Origin of the sequence: Weissella cibaria KACC 11862 (assembly GCF_000193635.1) — a bacterium.
Taxonomy (GTDB): Bacteria; Bacillota; Bacilli; order Lactobacillales; family Lactobacillaceae; genus Weissella; species Weissella cibaria.
Genome location: NZ_AEKT01000033.1, coordinates 1 through 12,045 on the forward strand (window position 1 = coordinate 1; position 12,045 = coordinate 12,045).

Annotated in this window: 9 protein-coding genes; all 9 read left to right on the forward strand. The window is 46.8% G+C overall.

Annotated features, from left to right (window positions below):
- Window positions 1–4,252 (forward strand): coiled-coil domain-containing protein (locus ESE_RS12275; RefSeq protein WP_010373415.1); only part of this gene is annotated, 4,252 nt, incomplete at its 5' end.
- Window positions 4,253–4,383: 131 nt separating this feature from the next.
- Window positions 4,384–5,580, forward strand: a complete 1,197-nt coding sequence (locus ESE_RS0107305; protein ID WP_010373417.1) for a hypothetical protein — start codon at window positions 4,384–4,386, stop codon at window positions 5,578–5,580.
- A 451-nt stretch (window positions 5,581–6,031) separates the two neighbouring features.
- Window positions 6,032–6,904 carry a phosphate ABC transporter substrate-binding protein PstS family protein gene (locus ESE_RS0107310; RefSeq protein WP_010373419.1) on the forward strand — a complete coding sequence of 291 codons (873 nt, stop codon included), beginning with the start codon at window positions 6,032–6,034 and terminating at the stop codon, window positions 6,902–6,904.
- Window positions 6,905–6,917: 13 nt separating this feature from the next.
- On the forward strand, window positions 6,918–7,835 hold the full coding sequence (gene pstC, locus ESE_RS0107315) for a phosphate ABC transporter permease subunit PstC (protein WP_010373421.1): 918 nt from the start codon (window positions 6,918–6,920) through the stop codon (window positions 7,833–7,835).
- 4 nt (window positions 7,836–7,839) lie between these two features.
- A complete protein-coding gene (gene pstA / locus ESE_RS0107320) occupies window positions 7,840–8,730 on the forward strand; it encodes a phosphate ABC transporter permease PstA (RefSeq protein ID WP_029237483.1) in 891 nt (296 codons plus the stop codon).
- Window positions 8,731–8,747: 17 nt separating this feature from the next.
- The gene (gene pstB, locus ESE_RS0107325; protein WP_010373424.1) at window positions 8,748–9,572 is read left to right on the forward strand and encodes a phosphate ABC transporter ATP-binding protein PstB; all 825 of its coding nucleotides are present in this window, start codon (window positions 8,748–8,750) and stop codon (window positions 9,570–9,572) included.
- A 15-nt stretch (window positions 9,573–9,587) separates the two neighbouring features.
- Window positions 9,588–10,346, forward strand: coding sequence for a phosphate ABC transporter ATP-binding protein PstB (pstB, locus tag ESE_RS0107330; protein ID WP_010373426.1), 759 nt, complete (start codon window positions 9,588–9,590; stop codon window positions 10,344–10,346).
- A gap of 47 nt (window positions 10,347–10,393) precedes the next feature.
- Window positions 10,394–11,068: a phosphate signaling complex protein PhoU gene (gene phoU, locus ESE_RS0107335; RefSeq protein ID WP_010373428.1), complete on the forward strand. Its 675-nt coding sequence runs from the start codon at window positions 10,394–10,396 to the stop codon at window positions 11,066–11,068.
- A gap of 97 nt (window positions 11,069–11,165) precedes the next feature.
- Complete coding sequence (locus ESE_RS0107340; protein ID WP_010373430.1) at window positions 11,166–11,972, forward strand: RecX family transcriptional regulator; 807 nt, start codon at window positions 11,166–11,168, stop codon at window positions 11,970–11,972.
- Window positions 11,973–12,045 lie beyond the last annotated feature (73 nt).

The following is a 12,045-nucleotide window of genomic DNA, read 5'->3' on the forward strand; positions in this document are numbered from 1 at the left end:
GCTTGGTGATTTGGACAAGGCTGTGTCTGGTGCTAAGGATGCGTTGGCAACGGCCAAGGGTAAGGCAACTGTTGCTGAGCCAGCAAACTTAGATGATCAAATCAAGAAGTTGTCACCAGCCGACCAAGACAAGTTGGCAACAGCTGTTGCTAACTTGAAGAACTTGACTGACCCTAAGAATGACGGCACAACGAAGGCCTCAGACATCAAGGCACAACAAGATATCGTTGATGGTATCTTGAAGCCATTGCAGAAGAACCGTGAAGAAGCGGTTACTGAGGCAAATGGTATTGCAACGGCGGATGTGCAAACGAACATCACTGACCAAGCAGATGCAGCTGGTGCAACGTTGAAGGATGATAAGGCGGCATTGCAGACGGCAGCCGCTGACGATTCTAAGACGTTGGCTGATATCAAGAAGGCCCAACAGAAGGTTACTGATGACATTACGGCGATGACAAAGAATGTCACGGATGCTAAGAATGCTGGTAACAAGGTAGTAACGACTTGGTCTGACGACGCGAATGTTGCCAAGTATGTTGATCAAGATACGACAACGGTCGATGCTGATATCAAGCACTTGCAAGAGTTGACGTCATCTGATGAGGCAACACAGACGGCCATTGATGATGCACGCAAGCAATTGGAATCAGATATCAAGACGGTTACGCAAGCGCGCCAAACGGTTGTTGATGCGGCCGATAAGGTCATTACGACTGTGAATAACGGTGATAACGCTGCTAACCAAGACGTTAAGAATCGTATCCAAGCGGTGAAGGATGCTGAGTCGGCTAAGGGGACAGCTGCTATCGATGAAGCTGTTTCAAAGTTGCAAAACGCCAATGACACCGTTGTACCAGCTAACGTTGCTGACGTTGACGGTGTGACGACGGCAAAGCAAGCGGTTGACGATGCTTTGAATGCAACGTCATACGACCCAACGACGGCAGCGCAAAAGGTCGCAGATTACAAGAAGGCTGTTGCAACGGCGAAGGATGCCTTAAAGCAGGTGACCGACGCTGTGGCAGCTATCAAGGTGCCAGCCAACTTGCAAGATCAAGTTGCCATGGACAAGAAGAACAAGTTAGGTGATTTGACACAACAAGTGACCGACTTGCAAAACTTGGCAACGCAAGCTGATACGACGGCATCTGCACTTCAGCCAAACTTGACTGACGTGCAAAACCGCTTGGCTGACATGACGAAGAAGTTGCATGATATGCAAGCTGATGGTGCCAAGCTGGTTGACCAATTTGCAAATGCCACTGACGATAACGTTGTTAAGGCTCGTAAGCAGTTGTCGACATTGTTGGCAAGCGACGATGCCACGATGACGGATATTCAAAATGCGATGAACGTTTTGAAGGCCACGTCAGCCCCAGCTAACAACAAGCCAGTTGAGAAGCAAGAAGTACCTGTGACGAATGGTCAAGTGTCTGTACCGGTTGCAAATGGTGATGGTGCCTTTGTGATTGTGACGGATGCGAATGGTAAGCAAAAGGTTGTGCAATTGGACACGGCCGATGGCAAGGCATCAGCCAATGTTTCAGGTGCTAAGAACGCCCAAGTTGTGACGGTGCCTAAGCACGGTGATAAGCCATTTATCTTTGTGACGGATGGTTCTGGAACGGCCCAATACACTGAATTGACGCCAGATGGTGCCAAGACGACGATTACGCCAGATGGATCGAAGACGGAAACGTCTACGGGGTCAACGATTGATGTGCCAGCAGGCAGTGACGTTTCAGTCATCTACTTGCCAACGGCTGATATTTCAGTTCAAGCAGGTGCTAAGAACATTGATGTGCCAGTTAAGACCGGTTACACAGCAACAGTAACGGATGCGAATGGTAACGTTATCGAGATGACGGACGGGTCAACAATTAATGTTGAAGGTGTGCCAGCTGGTACGAATTACTTGGTAACGTACACGCCAGATCCTGCCAAGGTTGTGGTGAAGCTGGGAACGGAATCAGGCTTTAAGCAAGGTGAAGCCCCAGCAACTGGCAACAAGAATGCCCAAAAGTTGACCACGGTTGCGGATGCTTTGGCTAAGTTGCAACAAGATGAAAAGGTTGAAGCGGCAATCGTATCAACAGGTTACACGGATACGAAGGTTAACGTTTCGAATGCATTGGCTGAAATGAACAAGGTTGATGAAAATCTGGACATTGATGGATACGCGCACCGAGTTGTTGCTCCAGATGGTAAGGAATATGCCTCACTTGAAGATGCCGTGAAGGCGAACCCAACCTTTGCAGCTGGTACGACGCAAATGAAGGTCATTTATGCCCCATTGGATGGTCAAAAGATTCAAGTTAAGGACGTATCCGGTAAGGTACTTGGTACGGTAACTGGTAAGTCTGACGCTGAAATTAACGTAAATGACTTTGCGCCAATCGATGCCGTGCTAAAGCAAACCGCTAAGAAGGATAACTTGAAGATTACGGTGACGGCCCCAGATGGTACGACGTATGATTCTTTGTCAGCTGCGTTGGCAGCAACTGGTTACTTCGACCACATTGGTTTGCAAAATGGAGCCTCAAGCTTTGACTTGGATGGTAGTGGTGTAGCGCCAACGCCAGTCTTTGATGAAGCGGGTAACGTTATTGGTTACCAAGCAGTACTTGCCGAAGCAGCGTCATTGAACGATATGAACATCCAGGACTTTGTGGTGTCATATACGCCAGCAATCGACGATACGGCTGTTTCAGTTGATGGTAACCACTACTACAACAACACGTCGAACAAGGAAATGTCAGATAACGACGTTGATAACACGGTTAATAACTTGCACAACATGTTGGAGAACGGTGCAAAGTCTGGTGTGGCCAACGCGATTAACAAGGTTAAGACGGCTGTAAATCAATCAGTTGCCATTAACGTTGCTGATTCAGGCGATGTGCAAAAGGCCAAGCAAGTAATTAATGATATTTTGAATGGCGATAATGTTGATACGGGAAAGCTAAAGCAAGCGATTAGCAACTTGGCAACGGCGGTTGCACAAGCAAAGCAAGCTTTGGCCGATACGAAGGCAAGTGCCGATGCTGATGGCAAGAATTGGCAAACGGTTTCACCGAAGTATGCTGATCAAAATACGTCAGCTATTCAAAATGATTTGAAGAAGTTGCATGACTTGACGTCAGCTGACAACACGACAGCAACCAAGACTGATATTGAGCAAGCGCGTAAGCAATTGCAAGATGATATCAAGAAGGTTGATGATGTGCGCCAAGCTTCAGTTAAGACGGCCGATGGCGCCGTTGCAACAGTAAAGAATGGCACAAATGATGATGTTAAGAACCGCATTGCAGCCGTTAAGGCAGCTGAGGAAACTGGTACGAAGTCAGTGATTGATGAAGCAGTTGCTAAGTTGCAAACAGCAGATGCAACCGTTGTACCAACGAATGTGTCAGATGATGCGGCGGTGATTGCAGCTAAGCGTGCGGTTGATGACGCATTGAATGCTAAGACGTATGTGCCTGGTGATGTCGCTAAGGCTAAGCAAGCTTATGACCAAGCAGTCGCGGATGCGCAAGCAACGTTGCGTACGGTAATTGACCAAGCCAACGCCATTAAGGTACCTGCGAACTTGCAAAACAATGCGGGTGATTTGATCCAAATGGTAACGGACTTGCAGGGCATGGCTAACCGAGCTGATACAACTGTTTCAGCGTTGCGTACGGCTTTGACGGCGGTGCAAAACCGTTTGGCAGAGTTGAATGCAATGAACCAAGGTGGTGTCATTGACGGTCGCCAAGGTGAGTCAATTGTGAACACGAACGTCGCTACTCCTAAGGAACCTGGGGTAGCAATGGCTGAACGTCACGAGTCTCGTGCGGCTGCTACTGTTGTGAAGGCAAACAAGACATCGGTCGCTAAGGGAGCTGTTATGGCAAAGCCGGTACAAGCTGTTGCGACAACAACGACTGCTAAGCAAGCAGCAACGCGTGGTAATAAGACGGCTTCTACGTTGAATAACGGTGCAAGTGTTGCAAAGGCTGACAAGCAAGTTGTTGCAACAACTACCAACACACCAAAGACTGATGCTGATCGTATTCACGATATGTTAGATGATGCTAAGGTTAACAAGGCGTCAATCAACATGACTGAAAATGCATCAGAGAACTACATTGGTATTATCATTGCTAGCTTGATGGTTGCTGGTATGTTTGGACTTTTGGCAGCGTTCTGGCGTCGTCAAAAGGAAAGCGAAAAGGAATTCCAAGCCCGTATTAATGGTGATAAGTAGTTAACTATTGCAGGTGTTAACAGTTAACACCTTGCCTAGACAAAATCCCCCACTTCCGTATAATTTGCGGTTGTGGGGGATTTTTTGTATGGGAATTTTAATTGGGAAGCGTAAATTTGGGTGATTGAGTAATGAAAAGTATGACAGTTCGGTTCACGGCCGATGAAGTGCTGATTGGGCGCCACGAAAAATTGGGCTGGGACAATCAAAGCGTGTTGGGGATGTACCATGCGGTGACGGCGACGCTGCAAGAAATCACAGGTGTCGATCGGATTAATTTGGTAAACGATGGCCTGCAACAAACGTGTCCAATGCGGTGGAAAATCGTCACGGAGATTTGGGTACACGCTTGGATTGTCCGTTGTAATTTAAATATCGCGGTGCGCGGTCTAGATAATGGACAACTCCATGAGACCGTGCTGTGGACCCGGCGGACAAGTAATGCAATTGCCCCAGCCGTTGCGCCGAACGTTTTACCAGATTGGTCGTTGATGATTGATGGGGAACGGTTGCCGATTGTGCCACAGGATAATAATCCGTGGTTGACGGTCGAGGATATGCGGTGGGGATGTCAGCTAACAAATTTTGCCTACGAAATGCGGCATCGGGATTATTTGGATGTACAAATTAGCACAGTCCGCGAGTTTGAAGATAACAGCGATGTCGCGAAACGTCTGACGATTGCTGGTAATCATCACGTTGTTGTGACGCTACCATTGGCGTTAATCGACGACATTGTGACGACGGGACGCTTGTCACGAGCGCATGGACGATTGGTCGTTTCGCAACAAGTAACGCCAGAACGCCCACTGAAAATTAGTTACTACCTAGATGGGCGAACAGGGCTATCGTTTGAACAAGTTGCGCTTCAAAAGCGCGCTCGCTGGCAAACCTTTTGGGCACGCACAGATGTGCAAATTAGTGCGGATCATAATTGGCAACGAAACATTCGCTGGGCGCTGTACCGCACCCGGTTGCAATTAGGGGAACAAAAACTTTATGAGTTGTTGTTACAACCAGCAACCGACTTAACAGGAAGTTTGCATAATTTAACTAACGAAACAGATTTAGAAGAACGTCTAACTGGCTTCTTAAGTTGGTTAACGGGTGGCTGCGTCATTAATAATGAACTCTGCTTAACGTGCCAACCGAAACTACCAGCAGTCGGTACAATTGCCTGGACCCTGCAAAACGAGCATTTAAACATCCGGTGTTTGGCTGATAGCACGCGACTCCGCATCCGCCCAGACGCACCACTCTGCGTCCAAACCGGCAGTGAATGTATCAAGTGTCCAAGACAACGCCTAACAACAATCGTCACGCGATAAATAAAAGCCAGGTGCAAAGAACGCGCCTGGCTTTTGGTGTATCTATGCTTACCAAACCAACAGAGAATATCTCGGCTGCCGGCGTGGTGGGTGGGGTGTGACGTAGTGATTGGACGGGGTGAACTCATAAGTTCGGCCGACCGCCGGTTAGCTAAGGCGAACGGACCTTGACCCTTCGCCCAATTATTTGGGCACTAGCCGGTGCTCGCGCCGGCGGAGTTCACCCAGGCTAATCTTTGTCGGAGGCACACCCCACCCACCACGCCTCGTGCGCAAGCACGACAAAAATACCAAAAATAGTAGTCGAAACCGCGAAATCCAGTTAACAGTAGAGTAGAATAATAACTATATACGATATGTAACAAAAACCTTTACAAAACTGCAGTGTGACATTTACAAAAGTTAGAGATAATAGTCTACAGTAGCAGAAGAATATTAGGAGGCGTTCATTATGAAGCGCAGTTGGTTGATAAGTGCCGCAATCGTCGTGGTTGTAGGCGGCCTATTAGCTTTGGGATACACAACGCGAGAGAAAAACGGTAGCGTGAATATCACCGCCGTTGGTTCAACCGCGTTGCAACCGCTAGTTGAAGCAGCTGGAGAAGATTACGCTGCGAAGAACATGGGCGTGTTTGTTAACGTGCAAGGTGGTGGAACAGGTACCGGTTTGGCGCAGGTTCAGCAAGGTGCCGTCGACTTGGGTAACTCAGATATGTTTGCCGAAGAAAAAGACGGTATTAAAGCCAATCAGTTGGTTGACCACAAGGTGGCGATCGTTGGAATCGCGCCGATGCTTAACAAACAAGCCAATATCAAAAACTTAACGCAAGACCAATTAATTGCGATTTTCACGAAGAAGGTCACAAATTGGAAACAAGTTGGTGGGGCTGATTTGCCAATCGTGTTGGTAAATCGTGTCTCAGGTTCAGGAACCCGTGCAACATTTGAAAAGTGGGGCTTGAAGGGTGCCGAGTCAGCGGACGCGCAAGAACAAGATTCATCAGGAATGGTGCGTTCGATTGTTTCGACGACGCCAGGTGCCGTTTCATACGCAGCATTTGCCTACTTGGACAAGACAGTCTCAGTGCCAACCTTGAATGGTGTCAAGGCCGATGACGACAACGTGAAGGACGGCAAGTGGCCAATCTGGTCATATGAGCACGTCTACACAAAGGGCAAGCCAACTAAGGATGTCCAAGCGTTCTTGGATTTCATCGATTCAAAGCACATTCAAACGACACTAGTCCCACAATTGGGCTACATTGCCATTCACGATATGGAAATTTCACGTGACGTGAACGGAAAGATTACATCTGAAAATTAAGGAGTGTGGGCACATGGATAACATCCGTGAATCACTATTGAAACAATCAGCCGCTACCCGAAAGGATCGCTTTGGACGTTATATTTCACTAGCAGCTTTGCTATTGATTGTTGTGGTTGTGTTATCAATTTTCTGGTTCGTTGCATCAAAAGGTTTGGCAACGTTCTTTGCAAATAAAGTTAACCTATGGGATTTTCTAACAGGCACTAAGTGGGCACCTGGTCAAAAGGATGCGAATGGACACCCATTCGTTGGTGCTGCACCAATGATTGTGGGTTCATTTTTGGTAACTTTGATTTCGGCTTTGATTGCCACACCATTTGCCATCGGAACAGCTGTCTTTATGACTGAAATCTCGCCTAAGCGTGGTGCAAAGATTTTGGGACCCGTAACAGAATTGTTAGTTGGTATTCCATCCGTTGTTTATGGATTTATTGGTTTGTCAGTCATCGTACCCGTGATGCGTCATTTGTTTGGCGGTTCTGGGTTCGGAATTTTGGCTGGTGCCATGGTATTGTTCGTCATGATTTTGCCAACGGTTACATCAATGACGGTTGATACATTGAAGTCAGTACCGCGTCACTACCGCGAGTCATCATTGGCCTTGGGTGCAACCCGCTGGCAAATGATTTACAAGGTCATCTTGCGCGCAGCAACGCCTGGAATTTTGACGGCCGTGGTCTTTGGTATGGCCCGCGCCTTTGGTGAAGCCTTGGCGGTTCAAATGGTTGTTGGTAATGCGGCGTTGATGCCACAGAACTTGACATCACCAGCCGCCACATTGACGTCGGTTTTGACACAGGGTATTGGAAACACGGTTATGGGATCACTCGAAAATAATGCGTTGTGGAGCTTGGCATTGATCTTGTTGTTGATGTCATTGGTCTTCAATTCAGTTATCCGTGCAATTGCTAAGAAGGGAGCCATGTAAGATGTTGAATCCAAAGCAAGCCGATAAGATTGCAAGCGCCATTCTTTATGCGATTGCAGGCTTTGTAATTTTGATTTTGGCAGCACTACTTGGTTATATTTTGTACCAAGGTGTACCACATTTGTCATGGCACTTTTTGACGGCGCCTGCGACAGCCTTTACTGCCGGTGGTGGTATCGGTATCCAACTATTTAATTCGCTATACTTGTTGGTTATCACGATGTTGATTTCATTCCCAATCGCGTTGGGCGCTGGAATTTACTTGAATGAGTATGCTAACAAGAAGAGTCGTGCAACTGCTTTGATTCGCACGGCCATTGAAATTTTGTCATCACTACCTTCTGTGGTAGTTGGGTTGTTTGGGTTCTTGTTGTTCGTTGTCCAATTCAAACTTGGCTTCTCAATTTTGTCCGGTGCGATTTCACTAACGTTCTTTAACCTACCACTGCTAACGCGTTCTGTTGAAGAGTCATTGCGAACGATTCCTGACTTGCAACGTGAAGCTGGTGCAGCCCTCGGCTTGTCTCGTTGGGAGACGGTTGGGCACATTATTTTGCCAGCCGCTTTACCATCAATCGTGACTGGTGTGGTTTTGTCAGCAGGTCGTGTGTTCGGTGAAGCTGCCGCATTGATTTATACAGCTGGACAATCAGCGCCAGCTTTGGACTTTACGGACTGGAACCCATTTAACGTTTCATCTCCATTGAACATTATGCGTCCTGCCGAAACGTTGGCGGTGCACATTTGGAAGGTTAACTCAGAAGGTATCATGCCTGATGCGGCTGCCGTATCCGCTGGATCATCTGCTGTTTTGATCATCGCTGTCTTGTTGTTCAACTTCTTTGCTCGTTACTTGAGTGGAGTTTTGTTCAAGCGTTTGACGGCAACGAAGTAAGAAAGAGGACATTTGTCATGGCTGAAGAGCAACATTTAATTTTTGACGAAGAACAACCAGAGCGCTACGTCTATGATATGGACGAAACGAAGCACGAGGTTGCCTTGTCAACAAAGGACTTGCAAGTGTTCTACGGCGACAAGTTGGCCTTGCAAGATGCCGATTTGAAGTTTGAACGCTACAAGATTACCTCATTGATTGGGGCATCTGGTTCAGGTAAGTCAACGTTCCTACGGTCGTTGAACCGCATGAACGACTCAGTGGCGACGGTTAAGGGAAACATCATGTACCGTGGCTTGGATATCAACTCACAGGATATCGATGTTTACGAGATGCGTAAGCACATCGGCATGGTTTTCCAACGACCTAATCCATTCGCAAAGTCAATCTCAGATAACATCACTTTCGCGTTGAAGCAACACGGCATGCGTGACAAGCAACAATTGGATGAAATTGTTGAAACGTCATTGCGCCAAGCTGCTTTGTGGGATGAAGTGAAGGACGACTTGGGTAAGTCGGCCTTGTCATTGTCAGGTGGACAACAACAGCGTTTGGTCATCGCTCGAGCAATTGCCATGAACCCTGATATTTTGTTGATGGATGAACCATCATCAGCGTTGGATCCAATTTCTTCAGCGAAAATTGAAGATACATTGATGCAATTGAAGGAAAAGTACACGATTATTATTGTGACGCACAACATGCAACAAGCAGCACGTATTTCTGACTACACAGCGTTCTTTAATAGCGGTAAGTTGGTCGAATACGATTTGACACGTAAGATTTTCACACGTCCAAAGGTGCAATTGACGATTGATTACGTGAACGGAAACTTTGGTTAAGAGAGGCATTATCAAATGGCAGAAAAAATTTTGACAACTGAAAACGTGCGTCTCTACTACGGTGAAAAAGAAGCGTTGCACGGCATCAATTTGGATTATGATAAGTTCGGCATTACGGCGTTGATTGGACCATCTGGTTCAGGTAAGTCAACGTACCTACGTGCTTTGAACCGTATGCACGATTTGACAGATAACGTGACAGTTAACGGCACGTTCCTGTTCAAGGGGCAAGATATCTATGCACCATCTACCGACACGGTTGAGCTACGTAAGGATATTGGTATGGTGTTCCAGCAACCGAACCCATTCCCATTCTCAATCTATGACAACGTGGCTTTTGGGATGCGCATTTCAGGTGAGAAAAATAAGGCGGTTTTGGATGAGATGGTGGAGACGTCATTGAAGCAAGCAGCTATCTGGAACGAAGTGAAGGATGACTTACACAAGTCAGCTTTGTCGTTGTCAGGTGGACAACAACAACGTGTGTCAATCGCACGTGCTTTGGCCACATCACCAGAAATCTTGCTGCTAGATGAACCAACGGCCGCGCTGGACCCAGTGTCAGCCCACGCGGTTGAAAACACGTTGATGCAATTGCGTGATAAGTTAACGATGATTATCGTAACGCACTCAATGGCGCAAGCATCACGTATTTCTGATCGAACGGCCTTCTTTATGAACGGTGACTTGATTGAAGCGAATGATACGAAGAAAATGTTCTTGGATCCAGACAAGAAGGAGACCCAAGATTACATCTCAGGTCGCTTCGGATAGTCTGTGCTATACTAAACAAACAATTAACAGAAACGGGGAATTATCAGATGCGTCAATATTTTGATGAAGAACTAGCTGATTTGGATACGTCTTTTAAGGAAATGGGGCTGCTGGTTTCTGAGACGTTGGGTCGCGCGGTACAAGCTTTCTTGGACCACGACCGTGCCACGGCGCAAGAAATTATCGATGGTGACAAGGCAATCAACCAACGCGAAATCGCACTGGAAAAGAAGACTTTTGAAATGATCGCCTTGTACCAACCAGTGACGACTGATTTGCGTGAAATCGTGACGGTCTTGAAGGCTGTTTCAGTTTTGGAGCGAATTGGTGACAACGCACGTAACATTGCCCTTTCAACAATTCACGTGAAGGGTAACAAGCGTGTGGCGGCAATTGAAGAAAAGGTCGGTATGACCGGTTCAACAGTTGCCAAGATGGTGTCAGATGTGTTGGATTACTACGTGAATGACGATGCGGTATCTGCTGAAGCGATTGCTGAAGTGGCAACGTCGGTATCAGATGTCACTGGTGAGATTCGTGAAATGGCGATTGAAGCCATGAAGTCAGACCCAGAATTGGTGACTGCTTCAACGGATTACTTGGTTGTTGCTGGTTACTTGAAGCGTACATCAGACTATGTGACTGACATTGCGGAGTGGATTATCTACAAGCGCACGGGTAAGATTGTTGAATTGAACCCAGGAATGTCATCATTTATTTAAGTGATAAATCAAAAGAGCCGATGCTTTGTGCATTGGCTCTTTTTGTGATTTTAGGTTAAACTTAATGTTGGCAAACTTAGTTTAACAGGAGGACGGCATGAAAAAAGTCACGAAGGTCACCCGGCAACGGAAACCAGGCCGCTATAACGTCTATTTGGATGATGAATTTGCGTTGGCGGTTGATGAAAAAATCCTGATCAAATATAACTTGTTTAAAGATACTGAACTGTCTGATGAAGACCTCAAGAAAATTGAAGATGCGGAGTTTGAGCAAAAAGCCTATACGAAGGCGCTGGTCTATGCGACCGGTCGAATGCGTTCAAAAATGCAAGTCATTATCAAGCTAAAGGAAAACGAGTTTCCAGGCATCGTGATTGCGCATGTGATTGACCGGCTGGAGGCAGCGAACGTGATTGATGATGCGCGCTTTGCTGAAGAGTACGTTCGCAGTGCGATTCACTCGGGCAAGTTGGGACCACGTGGTGTCCGGACAAAGCTACAACAACTTGGGGTCGATAAGTATCTAATTGAAGATGCTTTGGTTGAATATGATGAAGAAGACCAAGTTGCCCAACTTGATGAAAAGGTCGAAAAGCTCATGCAGAAGTATGCTCGACAGGCGCACTTTATGGCGGAACAGAAAACAAAACAAAAACTGGCCCAGCTGGGTTATGATAGTAAACTGGTTGTGGCGGCACTGAAGCGTTATGAAGCTGAGAATGAAACCGACGTGGACCAGGAGTGGGAGAACTTAGACCGGGATGCCTCGTCAGCTGCCAATCGCTACCGCCAGTATGAGGGCTGGGAATTTAAGAAACGAGTAAAAGCCGCGATGTTTCGAAAAGGCTACGACTTATCCCTTGTGGATAAGTGGATAAAGCAAAACGAGTCGGAAATGCAATAATATACAAAATAATGAATATGAAACTAACGCTCTGATTTGTCGTCAGGGCGTTTTTTGGTGGACTTTGTGAAAA

Coding starts and splice junctions, on each gene's coding strand:
- ESE_RS0107305 (WP_010373417.1), top strand. CDS start 4,384: ATGAAAAGTATGACAGTTCGGTTCACGGCCGATGAAGTGCTGATTGGG.
- ESE_RS0107310 (WP_010373419.1), top strand. CDS start 6,032: ATGAAGCGCAGTTGGTTGATAAGTGCCGCAATCGTCGTGGTTGTAGGC.
- pstC (WP_010373421.1), top strand. CDS start 6,918: ATGGATAACATCCGTGAATCACTATTGAAACAATCAGCCGCTACCCGA.
- pstB (WP_010373424.1), top strand. CDS start 8,748: ATGGCTGAAGAGCAACATTTAATTTTTGACGAAGAACAACCAGAGCGC.
- pstB (WP_010373426.1), top strand. CDS start 9,588: ATGGCAGAAAAAATTTTGACAACTGAAAACGTGCGTCTCTACTACGGT.
- phoU (WP_010373428.1), top strand. CDS start 10,394: ATGCGTCAATATTTTGATGAAGAACTAGCTGATTTGGATACGTCTTTT.
- ESE_RS0107340 (WP_010373430.1), top strand. CDS start 11,166: ATGAAAAAAGTCACGAAGGTCACCCGGCAACGGAAACCAGGCCGCTAT.